5 protein-coding genes are annotated in these 23,397 nt (G+C 69.8%); 3 read left to right on the top strand and 2 right to left on the bottom strand.

Annotated features, from left to right (window positions below):
• Positions 1-27: 27 nt before the first annotated feature.
• Positions 28-12,897, bottom strand: a complete 12,870-nt coding sequence (locus DB30_RS20980) for a type I polyketide synthase (protein WP_052551741.1) — start codon at positions 12,895-12,897, stop codon at positions 28-30.
• Positions 12,898-13,538: 641 nt separating this feature from the next.
• Positions 13,539-15,098, bottom strand: coding sequence for a metallophosphoesterase family protein (locus DB30_RS20975; protein ID WP_052551739.1), 1,560 nt, complete (start codon positions 15,096-15,098; stop codon positions 13,539-13,541).
• Between the two features lie 149 nt (positions 15,099-15,247).
• Here DB30_RS20975 and DB30_RS20970 point away from each other — a divergent pair, with 149 nt between their 5' ends.
• The 3 genes from DB30_RS20970 (at position 15,248) to DB30_RS20960 (ending at position 23,364) form a co-directional block, all read left to right on the top strand.
• Entirely contained in the window at positions 15,248-16,798 is a 1,551-nt protein-coding gene (locus DB30_RS20970; protein WP_052551737.1) for a phage tail sheath family protein, read from the top strand.
• Between the two features lie 114 nt (positions 16,799-16,912).
• Positions 16,913-22,192 (top strand): type I polyketide synthase, encoded by a 5,280-nt coding sequence (locus tag DB30_RS20965; protein WP_052551735.1) that lies wholly within the window; start codon positions 16,913-16,915, stop codon positions 22,190-22,192.
• Between the two features lie 101 nt (positions 22,193-22,293).
• A complete protein-coding gene (locus tag DB30_RS20960; RefSeq protein WP_052551733.1) occupies positions 22,294-23,364 on the top strand; it encodes a hypothetical protein in 1,071 nt (356 codons plus the stop codon).
• Positions 23,365-23,397: the final 33 nt, after the last annotated feature.

Raw genomic sequence — 23,397 nt, 5'->3', positions numbered from 1 at the left:
CGCGAAGCTTTTTGTCGTCGGAGTTAGTCACGATCCCATCCCATCAATCTCGGTGTCGATCATGGCAAACAGTGCTTCGTCGCTGAGTTCATCAAAGGTCTCTGGAGCGTCCGCTACCTCTGGGTTCCTGAGGCTGACTTTCCCCACAAACGACTCGAGCAGTCCTTGTAGGCGGTCCGCGATTGCGCCGCGTTGAGTCGACTCCGTCGCCATCGCCCGGAGGATGGTCTCGAGCCGGTCGAGCTCGGTGCTGACCGCCGGGTTGATCGTGGCCCCGACGTCCGCGAGCGAGAGCTCGCCGCGGATCATCGTTGCGAGCGCCCCGGGGGTTGGATAGTCGAACAGCAGCGTCGACGGCAGCCGCAGGCCAGTGACCGTCTGCAGCCGATTGCGCAGCTCGACCGCGACCAGCGAGTCGAGCCCGAGATCCTTGAGCGGACGATCGGGGCCAAGGCTCTCTGGACGACCGAGATCCAGCACCGAGGCGATCTCCGAGCGGACCAGATCGAGCAGCGCCCGGTCGCGCTCCGGCTCGGTCATGATCGCAAGGCGCTGTTGCAGGCTCGTCGACGACGATGTTGCAGCCACCGACGCGGTCGCGCGTGGACGCGGCGCCGCGCGGACCATCCCGCGCAACATCGTGGGCGGCGCCTCGCCGTGGGTGCTGACCGAGCTGGTGTCGAGGTGAACGGGAACCAGCAAGGCGTCGGGTCGGGCGAGGCCAGTGTCGAGCAGCGCGAGGCCGTCGAGCGGCGCGAGCGGGACCATGCCGCGCCGACGCATGCGAGCCCGGTCGGCGTCCGAGAGCCGCGCGGCCATACCCTCACCACCCCACGGGCCCCAAGCCAGGCTGGTGGCGGGCAGGTCCGCGGCGTGGCGGCGTGCCGAGAGCGCGTCGAGGAACGTGTTGGCGGCCGCGTAGCTGGCTTGCCCTGCGTTGCCCATGATCCCAACGATTGACGAGAACAGCACGAACGCGGCCAGCTCCAGGCCAAGCTCGACCGTCAGCTCGTGCAGCGCGAGCGCGGCCGAGACCTTGGGGTGGAACACGCGATCGATCCGATCGGCGGTCAGCGAGGTGAGCACGCCGTCATCGAGGACGCCTGCGACATGGAACACCGCAGTGAGGGGGTGCTTCGGCGAAATGCCGACCAGCAGCTCGCGCAGCGCGTCGCGGTCGGCGACGTCGCAGGCGGCGAGCGTGACGGTGGCGCCGAGCAGCTCGAGCTCGACGGCGAGGTGCTTGGCGTCGGGTGAGTCGCCGCCGCGCCGCGAGACCAGCAGCAGGTGGCGCGCACCGTGGCGCGCGATCACGTGCCTGGCGACCAGCGAGCCGAGCGCCCCGGTGCCGCCCGTGATCAGCACGGTCCCGTCGGGATCAAACCCACGCGGCATCTCGAGCACGTACTTCCCGACGTGCGCGCCGTTGCTGAGCGAGCGGAACGCCTCGCCCGCGTTGCGCAGGTCCCAGGCCGAGGTCGTGAGCGGGAACAGGGCGCCGACCTCGAACAGCGCGAGGAGCTTCGTCAACATCGCTTGGATCAGCGCTGGATCGAGCCGCGTGATGTCGACCGCGTGGTAGCTGACGCCGCGGTACTCGGAGGCCACGCGCGCGGGATCCCGGGTCTCGCGGACGCCGAGCTCGGCGAACAGACCACCCTCTGGCAGCAGCCGCAGCGAGGCGTCGACGAACTCGGCGTCGAGGTTGTCGAGCACGACGTGGACGCCACGGCCGCCCGTGGCTGACAGGAACTTCTGCTCGAAGCCCAGCGTCTCGGAGCTGGCGATGTGTTCTTCGTTGAGGCCAAGCTGGCGCAGCGCGGCGAGCTTGCGCTCGGGCGCGGTGGCGAACACGTCCGCGCCAAGGTGCTGGGCGAGGGCGACCGCGGCGAGGCCAATGTCACCCGTCGCCGCGTGGATCAGCACCCGCTGCCCCCGCTCGAGCTTGGCGAGCTCGACGAGCGCGTAGTAGGCGGTCAGAAACACCATGGGCACGGCCGCGGCCTGCTCGAAGCTCCACCGCTCGGGCACCTTGACCAGCATCCGGCCATCCGCGATCGCGACCGGCCCAAACGCGGCGGGCATCATGCCCATCACGCGATCGCCAACCGCGAGGTGCTCGACCCGCGAGCCGACCCCCGTGATCACGCCCGCGCCCTCGATCCCCAACTCCGAGCCCAACCCTGACGCCGACCCTGACGCCGACCCTGACGCCGACCCTGACGCCAACCCTGACGCCAGCTCGCCGGCCTCACCGGGGTACATGCCCAGCGCGTTGAGCACGTCGCGGAAGTTCAAGCCGGCAGCGCGCACGGCCACGCGGACCTCGTCCGGGGCGAGCGGCCCGGTCTCGAGCGGACGCTCGGCGAGGATCAAGTTGTCGAGCGCGCCCTTGGTCGAGACCGAGAGGTGCCAGTTCGCCGAGCCCGCTGGCGGCGTGAGCCGGTCCACGGCCGGCGGACGGGCGAGCCGCGGGGCCAACATCATTCCTTCGCGCAGGGCCAGCTGCGGTTCGTCGCAGGCGAGCGCGGCGGGCAGCGCCCACAGCGAGACCTCTTCGGTGTCGAGATCCACGATCGTGATCGCCCGGTCGGCGTTCTCGACCTGGGCGGTCCGCACCAGCCCCCACAGCGGCGCGGCGGCGAGATCCAGCGCGTCCTCGCGGGTCTCTGTCGAGATCGCGCGGCGGGTCAAGAAGATCAACCGGCTGTCTTGAAAGCGAGCGTCGCCAAGCCAGGTCTGCAGGTCCGCGAGCGCGCGGTGGGTGGCTTCGTGGGGGCTGGCGGCCTGGTCGCCGACGGCGTGGATCCAGGGGATCAGCACGACCTCGGGCGCTGGCCGGTCGTCGTCGAGCTCGGCTTGGATCGCGGCGAGGTTCGGGTGCTCGCGCACGCTGACGCTCGCCCGCGCGAGGGTGCTGGCGAGGTCGAGGCCGCCGTCGGAGCCGACGACGCTCCACTCGCCGCTGGAGTCCACGGCGCCGGTGTCCAGGGGGATCGTCCACTCGACCGCGTACAGCCCGTCGAAGCGCTGGGCGACCAACGCCTCGCGGACGTGCTCGGCGGTCGCCGGGCGGGTGACCAGGGTCTCGATGAACGCGACCGGTTCACCGTTGGCGTCGGCGACCGCGACGCTGACCGAACCCTCGCTGAGCTTGGGCGTGAACCGGACCCGCAGCGCGGTGGTGCTGGTCGCGTAGAGCTCGACGCCCTCCCAGGTGACCGGCAGCTGGATCGTCACGCTGTCTTGTCCAAGGAACTGCAAGACCAGCGGATGCAAGGCCGCGTCGAGCAGCGCCGGGTGCAGGCCAAAGCGATCCGCGTTGCGGGCCGGCCCCTCTGGCAGGCTGACCTCGGCCAGCAATTCACTCCCGTGGGTCCACGCGCGCACCAGCCCACGAAACGCCGGCCCATACGCGAGCCCGGCCTCTTCGAGGGCGGCGTAGCCGTCGCGCAGCCCCGGTCCAAAGTTGATCTCTTCGGCCCCAGGCGGCGGCCACGAGTGCAGATCAAAGTCTGCGATCCGCGGACCTTGACCGATGAAGCCGGCGGCGTGGCGACGCCACGGGGTGTCGCCCTCGGCGTCGGGCCGGGCGAAGAACACCAGCGACCGACGCCCGGTCTCATCGGGCACGCCAACCGAGAGCTGCAGCAGCACGCCGCCCTTGCTTGGCAGCGCGAGCGGGCGCTCGATCGTGAGCTCGTCGACCCGATCGAGGCCGACCCGCAGCGCGGCGACCTGGGCCAGCTCCAAGAACGCGGTGGCCGGCAGCAAGGTCGCGTCAAACACGACGTGATCGGCGAGCCAGGCGTGCTCGGACAGCGACAGCCGACTGCTGAACAACATCGCGTCGGAGTCCGCCAGCCGGATCGCCGCGCCCAGCAAGGGGTGCTCGGCGTCGGTCAGACCGACCGAGGTCACGTTGGACGAGCGGCCCTCGCTGCGATCGATCCAGAACCGCTGGCGCTGGAACGCGTAGGTCGGCAGCTCGACGCGCTTGGGCCCGTAGGGGGCATAGAACGCCTGCCAGTCGAAGTTGTAGCCGTGCACGTGAAGCCCAGCGACGACCATGTTGAGGGTCTCGACCTCGGGCTTGCGCTTGTGCAGGGTGGGCAGCACGACCGCGCGGCGCAAGACCTTGTCGGACAGACACGGCGGGGTCATGCCCGAGAGCACGGCGTGCGGGCCAAGCTCGATGAAGGTGGTCACGCCCTCGGCCTCGAGGGTGTGCACGCCGTCGAGGTAACGGACCGCTTGGCGGATGTGACGGACCCAGTAGTCGGGCGAGGTCAGCTCCTCTGCGGTGGCCCGCTCGCCGGTCACGTTGGACACGATCGGGATCTTGGGCGGCTTGAAGTCGAGCCGGCTCGCGATGCGCCGGAACTCGTCCATCATGGGCTCCATGCGCGGCGAGTGAAACGCGTGGCTGACCGCGAGTCGCAGCACGTTGCGGCCCATCGCCTCGAAGTGGGCGGCGATGTCACCGGCGGCCTGCTCGTCACCCGAGATCACGATTGACATCGGACCATTGATGCCGGCGATGCCGATCCGTGCGTCGAGCAGCGGGCGGACCTCGTCCTCGGCGGCCTGCAGCGAGACCATGGCGCCGCCGCGCGGCAGCGCCTGCATCAAGCGACCGCGCGCGGTGACCAAGGTCGCGGCGTCTTCGATCGACAACACCCCAGCGACGTGGGCCGCCGCGAGCTCGCCGATCGAGTGGCCGATCAGAATGTCCGGGGTCACGCCCCAGGCGCTCCACAGCCGATACAGCGCGACCTCGAGCGCGAACAGGGCCGGCTGGGTGTAGCCGGTCTCGTCGAGCAGCGCGGCCTCGGGCGTGTCGGGCTCCGAGAACATCAGCTCGAACAGCGGGCGATCGAGGTGGAAGTCCAGGTGCGCGCACACGGTGTCGAGCGCGTCGCGGAACGTGGGGTAGCGGTTGTACAGGTCGCGGCCCATGCCCGGGCGCTGGGCGCCCTGACCGGTGAACATGAACGCGAGCTTGCCCTTGCGGTGCTCGCGAGGGGTCATCGCGCCGTTGCGCGGCTCGGCGCCGATCTTGGCGAAGCCGTCGAGCATGTCGAGCAACAGATCGGCCGGGGCGTCGCTGTCGATCGTGAGCGCGAGCCGGATCGGGAAGTGCGAGCGCGTGGTCGCCAGCGAGAAGCCAAGGTCGAGCACCGAGATCGCCCAGTCGTTGTCGGGCCCAAGCTCGCGCACGTGGGCCGCGAGGGCCTTGGCCTGGGCGACCAGATCGACGCTGGTCCGACCCGAGAGCACCAGCGGCAGCTCCGGGGGCACGGCCATCTCGGGGGCGACGACGTGGGTGTCTTCGAGCGGGGCCTCTTCGAGGATCGCGTGGGCGTTGGTGCCCGACATTCCGAACGAGGACACGCCCGCGCGGCGCGGCGAGCCACCCTCGCGGCGCGGCCAACTTCGGTAGGTGTCGGTGACCTCGACCGCGAGGCTCTGCCAGTCGATGTGGGTGTTGCGAGGCTTGGTGTGGAGCGACGCGGGGATCGCCTCGCGCTGCAGACACGCGACCAGCTTGGCGACGCCCGCGAGCCCAGCCGCGGCCTCGAGGTGGCCGATGTTGGTCTTGACGGCGCCGAGCTGCAGCGGGTTGTCGGGGGTCCGATCCTCACAGTAGACAGCCGCGATCGCCTGGACCTCGATCGGATCGCCAAGCGAGGTGCCGGTGCCGTGGCACTCGACGAAGTCGATGTCGGTCGGGGACAGCTTGGCGTCTTCGAGCGCCTGGCGGAGCAGCTTTTGCTGCGAGGTCCCGTTGGGCGCCGTGATCCCGCTGCTGGCCCCGTCGTGGTTGACCGCGGTGCCGCGGACCAGCGCGAGTATTTCGTGGCCGTTCTTGCGCGCGTCTGACAGGCGCTCGAGCGTGAACACGATCACCCCCTCGCCGCGGCCGTAGCCGTTGGCGTTGGCCGAGAAGGTCTTGCAGCGGCCGTCGGGGGCGAGCGCGCGGGTCCGTGACAGCTGCACGAACACGTCGGGCGCGGCCATGATCTGGACGCCGCCGGCCAGCGCGAGCTCGCACTCGCGGTTGCGCAGCGCGTTGCAAGCCAGGTGAAACGCGACCAGCGAAGACGAGCACGCCGTGTCGACCGCCAGCGCCGGACCTTGCAAGCCAAGCGTGAACGCCAAGCGCCCGGCGGCGAACGAGGTCTGGGTGCCCGTGAAGGTGTAGGCCTCGCCAAGCCCCTGGCGCAGCTGGTCGTAGTCGCTGGGCCCAAGCCCAACGAACACGCCGGTCTTCGAGTCGCGCAGCGAGCTGGGCACCACGCCCGCGCTCTCGAGCGCCTGCCACGACGCCTCGAGCAAGCTGCGATGCTGAGGATCGATGTTCTTGGCTTCGCGCGGGCTGATGCCGAAGAACGCGGGATCGAACTGGTCGATGTCGGTGAGGAACGAGCCGTCCCGCACGTAGCTGTGGCCCTTGCTCTCGGGATCGGGATCGTAGAACTCGTCGACGTTCCAGCGAGTTGGCGGCAGCGGGCCAACGGCCTCGTGACCGGCGGCCAGAAACTTCCACAGCGAGCGAAGATCCACGATCTGGCCGGGCATCCGCAGGCCGACGCCGATGATCGCAACGGGCTCGTGGGTTGGCGGAGCCTCGGCGCGATCGCGTTGATCCTCGTCGAGCTCGGCGGCCATGCCCAGGGCCGCGGCCAGACCTTCGAGCAGGAAGTTGGCGACGTGCTGCGGCGAAGGGTGATCGAAGGCCAGCGTCGCCGGCAAATTCAGCCCGGTCTCGCGCTGCAGCCGACGGCGGACCTCGACGGCCATCAGCGAGTCGAGGCCGAGATCCACGAAGCCGGTGTTGGGGTCGAGGCGCGAGGCGTCGTGGTAGCCAAGCACGGCCGCGGTCTCGCCAAGCACCAAGTTGACAAGCGCGCGCAGGCGCTCGGTCTCGGACAGGCCACGCAGGCGGGCGAGCAGCCGGGCTTCGTCGGGCTCGGACGACGAGCTCGAGGTGTCGAGGGCGGCCCGGGCCTCGCTGATGTCGTCGAGCAGCGGTCGCGGGCGCGCGGCGGCGAAGCTCGGGGTGAACCGGGCCCAGTCGACGTCGGCGATCGTCAGGTTCACGTCGCCGTGCTCGAGGCCCTGCTGCAGGGCCTGGAACGCCAGCTGCGGATCCAAGGGCTCGAGCCCGCGTCGGCGCAGCTCGTGCTGCGAGGCGTCGTCGGCGTTGCCGGTTGCCCACGCGCTCCAGGCGACGGACATCGCGGGCAGACTCAGGCTCGCGCGCTGCTCGACGAACGCGTCGAGGTAGGCGTTGGCGGCCGCGTAGCCCGACTGCCGGGCGCTGCCCCACACGCCGACGATCGACGAGAAGGTGATGAACGCGTCGAGCTCGTGCTCTTTGAGCAGCTCGTGAAGGTAGCGCGCGCCCGCGACCTTGGCCCCGGCCACGCGCGCGAGCTCGTCAACGGTGGTGTCGTTGATCGAGCTGTTCTGGCTGGCCCCGTCGGCGTGGATGACCGCGCTGAGCTGCTCGCCGTCGGCGTCGAGCTGATCGAGCAAGGTTGCGATCGCGTCGCGGTCGGTGGTGTCGCAGGCGACCAACGAGACCCGCGTGCCAAGCTCCATCAGCTCGGCGTCGGGGCCCTGGCCGCTGGTCAGCACCAAGTGCTCGGCCCCGGCGGCGGCCAGCCAGCGGGTGACCCTTGCACCCAGCGCCCCGGTCCCGCCCGTGACCAGGATCGTCCCGCGTGGTTTCCACGGCTTGCCCTCGGCCAGCTCGGTCAGCGGCGCGCGCTCGAGCCGACGCACGAACACGCCGGTGTTGCGGATCGCCAGCTGATCTTCGCGCTCTTCTTGGCTCAGGATCGCCAGCAGCCTGCGCGTGGCCTTGGGGTCGAGGGTCAGCGGCAGATCGATCAGGCCGCCCCAGCGATCAGGGTGCTCGAGCGCGATCACCCGACCCAGGCCCCAGGCCATGGCTTGCAGCGGGTTGGACAGCGCGTCGGCCCGACCGATCGAGACCGCGCCGCGGGTCAGCAACCACAGCGGCGCCTCGATCGAGGCGTCACCCAACGACTGCGTGAGCACCAGGTTGAGCGGGAGCCCGGCCGGCAAGGTTGGCTGCTCGGGGAGCGGATCCTCGACCAGGCCGAGCAGCGAGATCACCCCGCGCGGCGGCGAGTGCTCGAGGCCGGCGCGCAGCAGCCGGTTGGTCATGTCTTCGCGGTCGGGCTCGTCCTCGTCAACCGGCACGCGAATCACGGTCCCGCCGGCGCCGGTGATCCCCACGCTGACGAGGTTGACGAGCTCGGGGTCCTCGGGCTCGGACGCGGTGACCAGCAGCCACACGCCGGTCAGGCTGCCCAGCGCCGGCGCCGTCTGCATGGGCTTCCAGCCGACGCGGTAGCGCCACGCGTTGAGCGTGGTCCGCTCTTGATGGTTGCGCCGCCACGAGGTCAGGGCCGGCAGCAGCGACGCGAGCGAATTGCGGTGCAGCTCGTCGTCGACGTTCAGGGCGTTCGCGAGCGTGTCGAGGTCACCGGTCTCGACCGCGTTCCAAAACCCAACGTCGGCCGCCGGCAGCTCGACCGTGGTCGCGTCGGCGGTTGGCCGGCGCTGCTGCTTGGCGTCGACCCAAAACCGGTTGCGCTGGAACGCGTAGGTGGGCAGCGTGATCCGGCGCCCGGCCGAGATCTTGGTCCAGTCGATCTCGAGCCCGCGGGTGTGGAGCTCACCGAGCGAGCGCATCAGCCGAGCCGGGCCGCCCTCACCGCGCATCAAAGAGCCAACCGCGACGCCGGTGACCTCGGCCTTGAGGAAGCAGGCGTCGAGCGCCTCGCGCAGCATCGTGTCGGGGCTGACCTCGATGAAGAAGCGGTAGCCGTCGGCCAGCATCTTGGCGATCGTGTCGGCGAACCGGGTCTGCATCCGCACGTTGCGGTACCAGTACTCGGCGTCGAGCTCGCGACCCACGAGCTTCTCGGCGCGAACGGTCGAGTACAGCGGCGTGACCACGGCGCGCGGCTTGATGCCCTCGAGCGCGGTCAGGATCTCGTCGCGCACGCCCTCGATCTGGGTTGTGGCGAGGGCATAGTTGATCGGCAGGCGCGTGGCGGACTCGAGCTCGCCAAGCAGCGACTCGATGACCTCTGTGTCGCCAGCGATCAGCGTGGCGTTGGGCCCGTCGTAGGCCGCGATCGCGACCCGCTCGGCGTGGGGCTTGAGGTGGAGCTCGAGCTCGGCGGCCGACAGCGGGACCGATGCCACGGCGCCGCGGCCGGTCAGCCGCGCCAGCGCGCGGCTGCGCAGCGCGACGATCTTGGCGGCGTCTTCGAGGCTCAGGGCGCCGGCCACGAACGCGGCCGTGACCTCGCCGATGCTGTGGCCAACGATGCCGTCGGGATCGACACCGACCCGAAGCCGCCACAGGGTGGTCAACGCCGCGCTCACGGCGAACAGGACCGGGTGCACGACGTCCGTGCGATCCAGGCTGGGCGCGCCCTCGACCGCGTTGAGCACGTCGAGCACCGACCAGTCGAGGTGCTCGGACAGCGCCCGATCGCAGGCCTCGAGCTGCTCGCGGAACCGATCCGAGATCTGCGCGAGCGCGCGGGTCATGTTGGGCCACTCCGAGCCCTGGCCCGAGTACACGTACGCGACCTTGCCGCTGACGCGGGCCTCACCCTCGACCGTGCGCGCGTCCGAGGCCCCGCGCGCGAGCATGTCGAGGGCGTCGAGCGCGTCGGCGATGTCGGTCACGGTCACCGACGCGCGGCGCTCGAAGTGGGCGCGCGTGGTCGCCAACGAGTGCGAGAGATCCGCGAGCGTGACGTCTGGGTGCGCGAGCAAGAACGCGTGGAGCCGCTCGGCCTGGGCTCGCAGCGCGAGCTCACCCTTGGCCGAGATCAACAGCGGCACGCGGTAGCGGCTCTCGACCTCCCAGATCTCGACCTCGTGATCGCCGACCGCATCGTGCATGCGCTCTTCGATCTCGGGCCGCAGCATCTTGAGCTGCGGCGCGTGGCTCCAGACCGCGGGCCACTCGGGCTCGAACCCGAGCGCGAACAGCTCGGACAGGCTCTTGAGCATGCTCCCGCGCTCGTCTTCGTTGCGCCAGCACGAGGGCAGCGCCCAGTATTGGGTGGGGCTGCCGTCGTAGACCTGCTCGATCGACTTGAGCAGGGTCGGGTGCGAGCTGAGCTCGACGAACACGGTTGGGCCGGCGTCGGCGAGCTGCTCGACGACCTGGCGAAACCGGACCGGGCTGCGCAAATTTCGGCCCCAGTACGAGGGCGTGCACTCGGGCCCGGACAGCGTCTGGGCCAGGACCGTGGACACCATCGGGATCCGGGCTGGGCGCGGGCTGATCCCGTCGAGCGCGGTCTCGAGCGGACCGACGAGCGGCAGCATCTCTGGGCTGTGCGAGGCGAAGTCGATCTCGACCCGGTGGATCCGAACGCCGCGCTGGGCGAGCAGCGACTCTGCGTCTTCGATCGCCTGGCGCGGGCCCGAGAGCACCGTTGACCGCGGGCTGTTGAACGCGCCGATCACCAGATCCTTGGCGGTGTCGCCAAGCCGCTCGAGCAGCATGGACTCTGGCAGCGCGACGGCCAGCATCGCACCGCGTCCGGCGGCGAGGTGCGCGACGACGCGACCGCGCTCGACCACGACCCGCGTGGCGTCCGGCAGCGACAAGATCCCAGCGAGGTGCGCGGCCGCGACCTCGCCCACGCTGTGCCCGACGATCGCGTCGGGCTCGACGCCCCACGACTTCCACAGCGCACCAAGCGAGACCTGCACGGCGAACAGCACGACCTGCACGACCGCGGCCTCGTCGAGACGCGAGCGGATGCTGTCGGCGAGCAGCTCGTCGATCACCGACCACCCGGAGATGGCCTCGACCTCGCGATCGACGGCCTCGAGCGCGCCACGAAAGACGGGCTCGCCAAGCAACAGCGTGCGCGACATCCCCAACCACTGCGAGCCGTGGCCGGAGCACACGAACACCAAGCGGGGCTTGTCCGGGGCGGCCTCGAGGTTGCGCAGGCCGCCGGCCAGCAGCGCCGAGAGCCCGTCGACGAGCTGCTCGGGCGCGTTGAGCATCAAGCTGACGCGATGCTGGCCCGGGCCGGTTCGCTCCGAGAGCGCGCGACACAGCGCCGCCGTCTCGTTCCAGGTCGTGAGCTCGAACGCAAAGTCGAGGGCGGCGAGCACCTGCCGACGCAGACCGGCAGCGGTGACCGAGCCAAGCGGCAGCAGCAGCGCCTCGGACTTGGGCGCCGCCTCGAGCACCGTGTGGCAGTTTGATCCGCCGTAGCCAAACGAGCTGACGCCAGCGCGCGGGACTTCATTGCCCGACGGCCAGCCCTCGAGCTCGGTCTGGACCGCGAGGTGCAATTGCTCGAAGGGGATGTGCGGGTTGGGCTGCTCGAAGTGCAGGTTGGGCACGAGCATCCGATGGAACAGCGAGAGCGCCGTCTTCATCAGGCCCGCGATCCCGGCCGCCGCCTCGAGGTGACCGAGGTTGGTCTTGACCGAGCCCAGCCGCAGCGGGCTCTCGGCCGGGTGGGCCGAGCCGATCACGGCCCCGAGCGCGCTGGCCTCGAGTGGATCGCCGAGGATCGTGCCAGGCCCGTGGGTCTCTACGTAGTGAACGCTGGCCGGGTTGACCCGCGCGTTGGCCAACGCCGCGCGCAGCACCGACTCTTGGGCCTTGGGGTTGGGCGCGGTCAGGCCGTTGGAGAAGCCGTCGTTGTTGGCCGCGCTGCCGCGGATCAAGCAGTAAATTCGGTCACCGTCGGCGATCGCCCGACTCAGGGGCTTGAGGATCACCAGGCCGCCACCCTCGGCGCGGACGTAGCCGTTGGCGGCCGCGTCGAACGCCCGACACTGGCCGGCAGGGTTCTGGGTCCCGAGCTTGGTCATCACCACCGTGCCGTGCGGCGTGAGGATCAAGTTGATGCCGCCCGCGATCGCCATGGTCGTCTCGCCGGCGCGCAGGCTCTGGCACGCGAGGTGGACGGCGACCAGCGAGCTCGAGCTGGCGGTGTTGACCGTGAGGCTGTTGCCCTCGAGGCCAAGCGTGTACGAGATGCGACCGGAGATGATCGAGGTGTCGGCGCCGGTGCCCGTGTGCTGATCGATGTCCGTGATCTCGTCGGCGGTGAGCCGGGCGTAGTCACACCACATCGCCCCCACGAACACGCCGACGTTGCCGCCGCGCAGCGAGAGCGGATCGACGCCAGCGTCCTCGAGCGCCTCCCACGACAGCTCGAGGCCCATGCGCTGCTGCGGGTCCATCAGCTGGGCCTCGCGCGGCGAGATCCCAAAGAAGGTCGCGTCGAATTGATCGACCTGATCCAAGAACCCACCCCAGCGGGTGGTCATCTTGCCGGGCGCCGCTCGATCGACGTCGAGGTACTCCTTGACGTCGAAGCGATCGCTGGGGACTTGCTTGACGCCCGTGCCCTTGGTGCACAGCAGCTCCCACAGCTGCTCGGGGTTGTAGACGCCGCCCGGCAGCCGACAACCAATTCCGACGATCGCGATTGGCTCGGTGCTCATCGACGCGCCGAGGCCACCGGCGAGCGCGCTCGTGCGCCCGCCAACGATTGCGCCGGGCGAGGGCGAGACCGAGGTTTGGATCGCGACGGCGTGCCGAGCCAGCGCGAGCGGGGTTGGGTGCTCCCACGGCGCGACCGGTGACAGCGGGTGGCCGATGTGACTGGCGAGCCGGGCGACGAGCCCGGTGATCTGTTCGGAGTCGAGGCCGAACTCGCGGAATCGTGTGTTGGGATCGACGCGGGAAGGCTCGATCCCAAGGGTTCGACTCATGGCCTCCAAGAGCCAGTTCAACACCGGCTCGTGGTCTTCGTCGGAACCCTTGGATCGGGGATCTCGTGGACCTTGAATCATCGCGGTCTCTCAGGAGCGAATTGTCTGCGTGTGATCCCGTCGTGCCCGACCACTCGGGAGAGCTCGGACAAACCGGAGGTCTCGGAGCACGGAGGCGGAGATCGAAGAATGGGGAGTGTCGTGGAGGCCGGGCATGCCACCTTGGATCGGTGAGAATAGCGAAGGGACCGAGCGACCAGCGGTCGAGCCGCACGAGCGGCTGAGGGGGTACACCATACCGCCGCCAGGCCTGGCGTTGCACCACGATTTGGGCGCTGCCGATCTCATTTACGGGCGCGGGTCGGCATCGAAAAATTCACGCGTTGGCCAACCGCCCCCCACCCGCGCGCCGGGTGACGTGCGCGGTGTCGAGTCGGATGTGCCGGATCGCGCCTGCTTGGAGAACGCGGACAAAAGATCACGATTCATCGCGAACACCCGTGAACACGTTCTTACCGAGTCTTCAATCTCGATCGCGGATCACGCGAATGCACGTCGTCGCCGACCCGGTCGCGCGGAAACAAAACAGATGCGCAGCATCGAGCCTGGCTCGCGCGGGTGACCATCGCGGCCTCTGTTCGACTTGACACCCAGACAAATACCCCGATCGAGTTCCAAGCGCGGCGCTGCAACCGTGCGGTGCAGCGGTCATGAGCGACGCGTCAGTCGCTTGTTGGCTCCGGGCACATACAGGCGCCGAACTCGGTCGTGGTCATGGTCCCGGTCGCGCACCAGTAGGTGCGCCAGTTGTCGGCGTTGATCTGGTTGGCGTCTGGGTTGTCGACCGGGTTGAACGCGATGTACTTGGCTCGGACCGCCGGGTCGGTGGAGATGCGCGCGCGCGTGCGAGCCAGCGCGACGAGGTCGTAGTCGCTGTCCGTGTCCGCTGCAGTCGCGTAGGCGGCGTTGAACGAGTACGCGGCTTGCCAGCTCGGAGCCGCCGCCCCAAGCGGGAGCGCGTAGGTGGTGAAGTCGCGCAGCGCCCCGCTGCTGGGATCGTAGTCGAACACCTGAAAGCCCGGGTTGTTGCCAAACAGCGGGCTGATCGCAGGGGTGACGTGGATGAAGCCGGTGGGCGTGTCTGGCTTGGCGGCCGGGTAGGTCAGGCGAAAGTCGTCGGTGTGGATGTGCCCGGCGAACGAGGCGAGGATGATTGCGTGATACTGATCGACGAGGGCCAGGAACGCCGTCGAGGGCTCGTCGCGCCAAAACAGCTCGGATGTCTGGGGGCAGCCTGGGGTCTTCGCATGCACCGCGGAGTAGACGTTGACGCCCGGCGGGATGTGGTAGATGAGCGAGACTTTGTGGCCGGCCGCCTCGGCCGCCGCGAGGCGCTGGGCGAGCCACTCGAGCTGGACTGTAGTGGGATCGGTCGTGGGATCGGGGGCGTTTGGAGTTGGGCTCGCGGCGCAGGAGTTCGCGTACTTGGTCGAGAAGAACACGGTGTTGAGCACGATCAGGCGGTGATCTTCCAGCTTGGGGTGCGGGACCTCGTACCAGCCACCGGCCGTGAAGGTCTGGCTGAACTCCGGGCCGCCGCGGGCCAGGGGCGCCCACAGCCACGCCAACATTTGCAAGAACGTGCCGCCGGGTTCGAGCAGATAGTCACCACAATACGAGTCATTGTTTCCAAGCGCGGGGATGATCGGAATTCCCGGAAAGCTGGTGTTGATCTCCACAGTCAGAAATTGCAGGGTCTTGTCGACAAACCCACGATACCCCGCGTCGCTGTCGTCGCCGGTCAATTCCTGATAGCGGGACCGAAACGAGTGGGCCAAGAAGTCGCCCGAGATGATGACATAGTCGGGCGGCCACCCGCTCGCGTGCTGGGGCGCGGCGAGGGCGGATCGCAACAAGGGGTAGGGGGTGTCGCCGCCGTAGCTGCCGAGCTGCGTGGCCGGGCCAGCGGTGCCGCTGGCGGCACCGGGTGACGGATATCGCGCCTCGAACAGCGGACCCCACTCGATCGCCTCGGCGGCCGCGAGCTTGGGGACCAGCGCTGGATCGAGGAAGGGATCGAAGTGAAGATCGGACAGGCTCACGAACCGCGCGGTCGCGGGGCCCGTCGCGAGCTCGACCGGCGGGGCAGGCGGCGGAGCAAGGGTTGGCTGGGGCGCGGGCTCGGTCTGTTGGGCCGCCTTGGTTGCAGCCGGCGCTTCGCCCGAGCGGCAACCGAGCGAGAGCGTGAGCAGGCACAGCGAGACGGCGACGCGCGAGGTCATCGGTGGCGATGGTATGTCGGTGCCACAAGCCGCGCAATTCGAGCGCATGCGCGTCCGCTGGTTTTGCGTCATTTGGGGTATTGGCGTAGCGCCGAACAGACTTTGTGTAGACTGCAATTATGCGCTGACGAAGCGCAGGGAGAGACCACATGCCGGTCGTGATCACCTTTCCAAGCGTCCGCCTCGAGATGCCGCCATGCGACGCGCGGGCGATCACTGGCGTGCCCACGTCGATCACCGCGTTCGTCGGCCGCACCGAGCGGGGCGACGTGTTCGCGCCCATTCGCTGCTTTAGCTACGCGGACTTCGAGCACCGCTGCGGCGGCGTCTGGGCGCAGAGCGAGCTTGGCTACGCCGTCTGGCAGTTCTTCCAAAACGGGGGGTCGCACGCGTTGATCTCGCGCGTGACGACGGGCGCGAGCAGCTCGACCGTCGAATTGGCCGCGGAACCGGCTGGGGATTCGGCTGGGGACTCGGCCGGGGATTCTGACACGCAGTCGGCGGTGGCATTGCAGCTCGAGGCCGCCAACCCCGGCGCCTGGGGGGACACCCTGCGCGCGAGCGTGTCCTACGACCCGCCCGGAGCCACGAATGCTGTCACTTCGGGCGGCTTTCACCTGATGATCGAGGCGCTCGATCCAAGCGCGAGCGGCCCGTTGGACCCGGTGATCGCAACAGAGATCTTCGAAGATCTATCGCTTGTCCCCGAGCACCCCCGCTATGTCGAAGAAGTCCTGGCGCGCGGCTCCGAGCTCGTGCGCGTGGCTCAGATCAGCGATCAGAGGCCGGTGTCGGTCACGCGGGCCAGGTTCACGGGGGGCGACGACGGACGCAACGGCGACGTGCGCGACTACGAGGGCGCGATCAGCCGGCTCGAGCAGGTCGACATGATCAACCTGCTGGTGATCCCGCCCAAGAGCCGCACGCTGGACACCGACCCCCGCGTGCTGGCGACCGCCGCTAGCTATTGCAGGAACCATCGCGCGATGTTGCTGGTCGATCCGCCGCTCGCATGGTCGAGAGTTGACGACGCGGTCAACCTGACCGGGCTGACGTTCCTGCGCACGCCCAACACAGCATTCTACTACCCCCGCGTGATCTGTCCTGATCCGATCCACGGCCCGCGCTCGTTTGCACCGAGCGGCACCGTCGCCGGGGTGATCGCGCGGACCGACGCCGAGCGGGGGGTCTGGGCCTCACCTGCGGGGCTCGAGGCCACGATGTTTGGAGTCAGCGGGCTCGACGTGACCCTTGCCCCGGACCAGCTCGATACCCTGGAAGCCGCGGGCGTCAACGCGTTGGTGGTGCGCGCGGCGGCGGGTCCGGTGATCTGGGGCGCGCGGACGGGTCGTGGCGCCGACGTGTTGGTCTCGCAGTGGAAGCTGCTGGGCGTCCGCCGACTGTCGCTGTTCATCCAAGAGAGCCTGTATTGGGGCACACGCTGGGCGGTGTTCGAGCACAACGACGAGGCCCTGTGGGCGCTGCTGCGCGAGCGAATCGAGGCCTTCCTCGGCCGCCTGTTTCGCCAGGGCGCGCTGCAAGGCGCGTCGAACGAAGAGGCGTTCTTCGTCAGGTGTGACGCGCAGACAACCTCGCCAACGGAGATCGAGTATGGTGTGGTCAACGTCGTCGTTGGGTTTGCGCCGATCGAACCCGCGCAGTTCGTGATCCTGCACTTTCAACAATTGGCTGGGCTCTGAGGCTAGGGCGAGGGCTTCTCGCCCGTTTGCGGACACCTTCGTGGACTGGTTCTCCGGGGCCAGCGAACACCTTGTGCTGGCGGGCCGCGCTCGGTTACCGTGGCGCAGCGGCGGATGAGTGACGATCCCTTCACCGACGGCCTCGTTGCGGTCATTGGCCTCGCTTGTCGGTTCCCCGGCGCCCCCAACTCGCGCGCGCTGTGGCAATTGTTGGTCGCGGGGCAGGACGCCATGTCCAAGGTTCCGCGCGAGCGCTGGCGCGCCGCGGATTACGTCGATCCAGATCGGCGCGCGCCGGGCAAGATGGTCACGGCCGTCGGCGGGTTCTTGCCGGCCGTCGACGGCTTCGATCCCGAGTTCTTTGGGATCAGCCCGCGCGAGGCCGTGCAGATCGATCCTCAGCAGCGGCTCGCGCTCGAGCTGTGCTGGGAGGCGCTCGAGCACGCGGGCGTCGCCCCCCATGGCCTGCGCGACTCGGACGCGGGCGTGTTCATGGGCGCGATGTGGAACGACTACGAGAAGCTGCACGGGATCGAGGACATCGAGCAGCACTCGGGCACGGGCTGGCATCTGGGGGTCGTGCCGGGGCGGGTGTCTCACGCGCTGCACCTGCGCGGCCCGAGCATGGCCATCGACACCGCGTGCTCGTCGTCGCTGGTCGCCGTTCACCTCGCGTGCAAGGCCCTGCTCGATCGCGAGACCTCGCTGGCGCTCGCGGGCGGGGTGAGCCTGATGTTGACCCCGCACGTGGGCGTGGCGATGTCGAAATTTGGCGGGACCTCGGTCAGCGGGCGCTGCTTTGCGTACGACGCTCGGGCCAACGGCTACGTGCGCGGTGAAGGGGGCGGCGTGGTCGCGCTGCGGCGCTACCAAGACGCGGTGGCCAACGGGGATCCGATCCTCGCGGTGATCCGCGCGAGCGCCGTCAACAATGACGGATACAGCGAAGGGCTGACGGTGCCAAGCGAGACGGCCCAGCGCAGCTTGCTGCGTGATGTCTACGCCCGCGCTGGGGTCGACCCGCGCACTGTTTCATTTGTCGAGGGCCACGGGACCGGCACGGCTATTGGTGATCCAATCGAGGCGCGGGCGATCGGCCTCGAGCTTGGCCGCGGCCGCCGTGACCCGCTGTGGCTTGGCTCGATCAAGCCAAACATTGGTCACACCGAGGCCGCGTCGGGGGTGGCTTCGCTGATCAAGGTGGTGCTGTCGCTGCAAGCGGGGGTGATCCCGCCGAACTTGAATTTCGAGCAGCCCAACCCCGCGATCGATTTTGACGGGCTGCAGCTGCGGGTGCCGACCCGGCCGCAGCCATGGCCTGGGGTCCCGGTCGCGGGGGTCAACTCGTTTGGGTTTGGCGGCACGAACTGTCACTTGGTGGTCGCTGGGGTCGAGTCTGGCGGCCACCCCCAGCACCCGGCGAGCTCGCTGCCCGGGCTGAACCAGCCTACGAAGGTGTCTGCAAGCGGGCGAGAAGCCCTCGCCCGAGCTGCGAGTCCCGGTCGGCATCACCTGATCGCGGTCTCGGCTCGATCGGCCGCGGCGCTCGACGCCCGGCTCGAGCAGCTGCGTGATTGCGTGCAAGCCGGGGGCGTCGCCCTCGAGGATCTTGCCCACACGCTGTGGCATCGGCGGACCCACCTCGAGCATCGGGCGGTGGTGGTCGCGGGCACGCTCGCCCAGCTCGCCGAGCGGTTGCAAGCGCCGCAGCGCGCCCCGCTCGGCGCCGCGCAGGCGCGACCCCAATTGGCGTTTGTGTTCTCTGGGCAGGGCTCGCAGTGGGTCGGCATGGGGCGCGAGCTGGTCCGCTTGCAGCCGGTGTTTCGCGCGGCGCTGGCCGAGTGCTCGGCGCTCATGCAGCCGCTGCTTGGGTGGTCGCTGATCGACCTCGTCGAGCGCGAGGGCGATCCAGATCCCCTGGAGGTCCACCTGCGTCACGTAGATGGCATCCAGCCGGCGATCTACGCGATGCAGGTCGCGCTCGCGCAGACCTGGCGGGCGCTCGGGGTCATCCCCAACGCGGTCGCGGGTCACAGCATGGGGGAGGTCGCCGCGGCCGTCGCCGCGGGGGCGATCAGCGTCCACGACGGCGCGCGGATCACTTGCTCGCGCGCGGCCTTGCTGCGGCGAATCTCGGGGCAGGGGGGCATGGTCTCGGTTGCCCTCGATGTCGCCGCGACCGAGCGGGCGCTGGCCACCTCGCCAGATCGCTACGCCGGCTTGGGCGTGGCCGTGGATGCTGGCGCCGGGTCAACGGTCGTCTCGGGTGGGCTCGACGCGCTCGCGCGGCTGCAAGCGGACCTCGAGGCGCAGGGGATCGAGTGTCGCTCGGTCGCCGTCGACGTCGCCGCCCACAGCCCGCAGATCGACGCGCTCGCCGACGAGCTGCTCGCCGCGATCCAAGACATTCGCCCGCGGGCAAGCTCGGTGCGAATGATCTCTTCGGTGACCGGCGCCGAGGTGGACTACCGCGAATTGCAGCCGGCCTATTGGGTCCGCAACCTTCGCGACCCCGTGCGCTTCGCCGATGCCGCGCAGCAGCTGTTCGCGACGGGCCACTCGGTGTTTGTCGAGGTCAGCCCGCACCCGCTGCTGACCTGGCCGCTGCGCCAGATCGCCAAGGCGCGGGGTCAGCAAGCGTGCACGGCCGTCGGCAGCATGCGCCGCGCTCGACCGGATCACGAGGTGCTGCTCGAGGCCGTGGGGGTCCTGCACAATCATGGGTTTGCGGTCGCGCTCGAGCAGCCCGGGGTGCTGGCCGAGCTCCCGGCCTACCCGTGGCAGCGGCGGCGGTTTTGGCCGCGGGCGCGACCGCTGCAGCGGCAGCCAAGTCCACGCGACGCCGAGCCGGACCTCGTCGCTAGCTTCGAGCCGGCCCGGGTCGACGTCCTGGGCGCTCACGCCGTGGGTGGCCGGCCGATCGTCGCGGCGGGCGTGGTCCTGGAGTTGGTGCTGCGCGCGTGGGCGATGCTCGAGGCCGGCGCGGGTGCGGCGGTGAAGATCGAGCAGCTCGAGTTCGCCGCCCCGGTGCCCGGCGACCAGCGGGTGCGGCTCGAGCTGCGTGGCCCGGGCTTCTCGCTGGGCCCGAGCGACGCCGCCGCGAGCGTGTTCGGTCGCGTCGCAGGGTGCTCACCGGATCTCAGCCAGGACACGCCACCCGCACCCGCACCGTACACCAAGCACGACGCCGAGCAGCACTACCGCGCGCTGGCCGAGCGTGGGGTCGCGTACCTGCCCAGCTTGCGCGCGGTCGCGTCCGCGCAGGTCGGGCCTTTGTCGGCGCGGGTTCGGGTGGCGCCTGGGCAAGCTCGGGCCGCGCTGCTCGACGCGGCGTTTCAGGCCGTGCTCGCGGCGGTTGGCGAAGACGGAAGCTTCGTGACGGCGGCGCTCGCCGTCGCGCAGCTAGACCCCACAAAGCTGGCCACCACCGCTGAGATCCACGCCGAGGTCAGCCAAGTCGGTCGTGGGGCAGGGGAGCTCGAGGGTCGCGCGTGGCTGCTCGATCCCCACGGTGCCGTCGTGGCGGCGCTCAGCGGGATCCGGCTCGCGCGTGTGCGCCGTGACGAGAGCAGCGTGCTCCGCCGTCGTCGCTGGCGTCCGCTCGGGCCGGTTGCTGTTGCGCCGCGTGGGGTTGCGCCGCGTGAGGGCGCGGGGCCGACCTGGTTGGTGGTTTGTCCTGATCAGCGCCCGCGCGCGGCGGTGCTCGAGGCGCTCGCCACTCACGGTGTCCCGGCTCGCGGCGCTGCAGCGCACACGCTCGACAGCATCGGTCGGGTCGCCCACGGCGCTGAAGCGGAGCCGCCCGAAGATGTACGTGGGATCCTCGTGGTGTTCGGGGCCGACGGCGCCCAGCCTGATGGCCCTCACGCGGCAACGGTCACCGCGTGTGAGAAGGTGATCGCGGCGGCGCGAGCCTGCGTCGAGCTCCAGCGCACGCGCGGCGACGCGGTCCAGCTGGTCATCGTCACCGAGCGCGCGCACGCGACCGCGGACACCGAGGGCGTGACGATCGGTGGATCCGCGCTGTTGGGTCTGGCCCGCGTGGCGGTGACCGAGCACCCCGGCCTTCGCCTGCGGACGATCGACCTCGGGGACCTCGATGACCCGGTCCAGCGTGCCGGGCTCGCCGCCGAGCTTCACAACCAACCCGAGGCGTCGCCGGCCTCGGTGTCGCTGCGCGCGGGCCCGGATGGTCTGGCCCGACTGGTGCCCACGCTCGAGCCAGAGCCGGTGACGCACCTCGACTGGGAGCCGCGCGCGGGCACGGTCATCGTCACGGGGGGGCTCGGCGGCATCGGTCGCGCGGTGGTGGCCTGGCTGGTCGAGCGCGGCGTCGATCGAGTCGTGATCCTGGGTCGGCGATCACTCGACCCCGCGGCCGCGGCGTTCGTGGACGGGCTCGCGGCAAGCGGTCGCTCGCAGCTGCACTACCTGGCCGTCGACATCGCCGATCATGCCGCGCTGCGCGACGCGCTGGCCCCCGAGCTCGTCCACGTGATCGGTGTGATCCACAGCGCCGCCGTGCTCACCGATGCGCCGCTGCTCGAGCACACCGCCGCGCAGCTGCAAGCCGCGCTGCGACCCAAGCTGCTCGGCGCCTGGAACCTGCACGAGCTCACCCGTGGGCGCGAGCTCGAGTTCTTCGTGTTGTTTGGCTCGCTCGGCGGCTGGATCGGGCTACCTGGGCAGGCGAGCTACGCAGCCGCAAACGCGGCGCTCGACGGCCTGGCCGAGCATCGTTGGGCGCGCGGGCTGCCGGCCGTGAGCGTTGGGTGGTGCGGCTGGGAGGGCCTCGGGTTCGCACGCAGCGCTGGCGGGGCGGCTTCACTGGATCGCTTGGCCGCCGATGGCATCGGCTCGCTCGCGCCCGCGCAGGCGCTGGAGTTGTTGGGGCACCTGCTCACGGGTGAGGGCGCGCCGGTGATCGCCGTGATGCCACCAGCGGCGCGGGCCGAGGTCGCGTCAATCGACTCTGCCGCGCAGCTGGCCGAGCTGGCCAAGCTGGTGCCAGCGCGGCGGCGGGTCGTCGTTGGCGAGCGCGTGCTCACCGAGGTCGCCGCCGTGCTGCGCGAGGAGCCCGCTCGCGTCGATCTGGCCCGGCCGCTCAAAGATCTGGGGCTCGACTCGCTGATGTCCGTCGAGCTCGCCGAGCGGCTCGCGCGGGCCCTGGGGATTCAGACCGAGCCCACGCTGATCTGGCGGCACCCCAGCGTCGACGCGTTGGTCGCGTTCTTCATGGGGCAGCTGGTGCCGGATCAGGCGGATGTCGTCGAGGTGAGTGGAACCGACGATGCGCTCGACGCTCTGGTCGCCCAGCTCGACGAGCTCAGCGATGAAGACGCGCAGGCGATGGCGCAGGCGATCGCCCGAACGCCCACGGGGACTGACGCGTGATGTCATGTCGCGGATCGCTGGCCAGGATAACGGGCGGAGAGCCTCCAAAGTGCAGATTCTTGGTCCGGCCAGCGGCCGGCTGAGCTCGCGGTGACCACAGCATGGACGGCGCACTCGAGCTCGAATTCCTCGATCCCGGCAGCGAGGCGTGGGCCGTCCATGCCGATGTGTTGTTGGGCCGCGGCGATCCCCGGGGCGAGCTGATCGCAATCGAACAGCGAATTGAAGCGATAGCGAACGGACCCGAACGGACCGAGCTCGAGGCCGCGCGCGACCGCCTCTACGACCGACATGGCCGAGCATGGGCCGGCGAGCTGGCTTCGGCGGGGGTCCGCAGGGCCGTGACCGTCGAGTGGCGCTACGGCTATTGTCGCTCGGTCGTGCTCGAGATCGCCGAGCAACTTCGGCCCCACGACCTGTTGCGGAAGGTGCTCAATTGCGAGGCGACGAGCTTCCTGCCGACGCTGCACCTGCGTTCCCACGCGTTGCAGGGGGCGTCGATCGCCGAGGTCGTGTCCGAGTCATTGTGGCCCGTTCGCACGCTGACCCTCGAGCTGCAGCCCAGCGCCGTCGACTTCCCCACGATCGTGGAATCAGATGCCTGCCGGGCAATGATGGATGCGCTGCCGTACTTGCGAGAGCTGGACATCCGCGGACGCAGGCTGCTGGCGGACTGCAGCCACGCAGACCTCGAGGTGATTCGCGTCAGCGGCTACGACGCGATCGTCGGCCTTGGTGACTCGAGCGAGCTGCCGAGTCTCCGGTGCTTGGATCTCGCCTTGCTAGCGGGCGCGCGAGATGACCGGCCGCAGGAGGACGCTCCTGCACACGGGTGGTTGGCAGCCCTGGTGAGCGGTGAGGGCATGCCATCGCTGCGGGTGCTCGACCTCTCGCGCAACGGCGTTGGCGACGGGCAACAGCCCCGGCGTCGTGGCGGCCGGGTGCCACATTGGTTGTGGGCGCCGCTCGGCGAGTCACGGGTCCTGCTTCAACTCGATGAACTGCGTCTTCCCCCACTCGATGCAACCGGCATCAACGCCGTGTTAGCGGTGGCCGCCGCGCTGCGTCGCGTCCCCAGGATCGTGATGCCGTATGCGGTCGCGCGAGAGCAAGGGATCGACGGTGAGCGGTTGCAGGCAGCGATCCCCCAGCTAGAGCGACGACCAGTTTGAATTCGGTGAGCTACGCCGCAATTGCGACCTCCG

The organism is Enhygromyxa salina (assembly GCF_000737335.2).
Taxonomy (GTDB): domain Bacteria; phylum Myxococcota_A; class Polyangia; order Nannocystales; family Nannocystaceae; genus Plesiocystis; species Plesiocystis salina_C.
The sequence above is the reverse complement of the archived record's forward strand: the minus strand, read 5'-3'. Positions and strand labels throughout refer to the sequence as shown.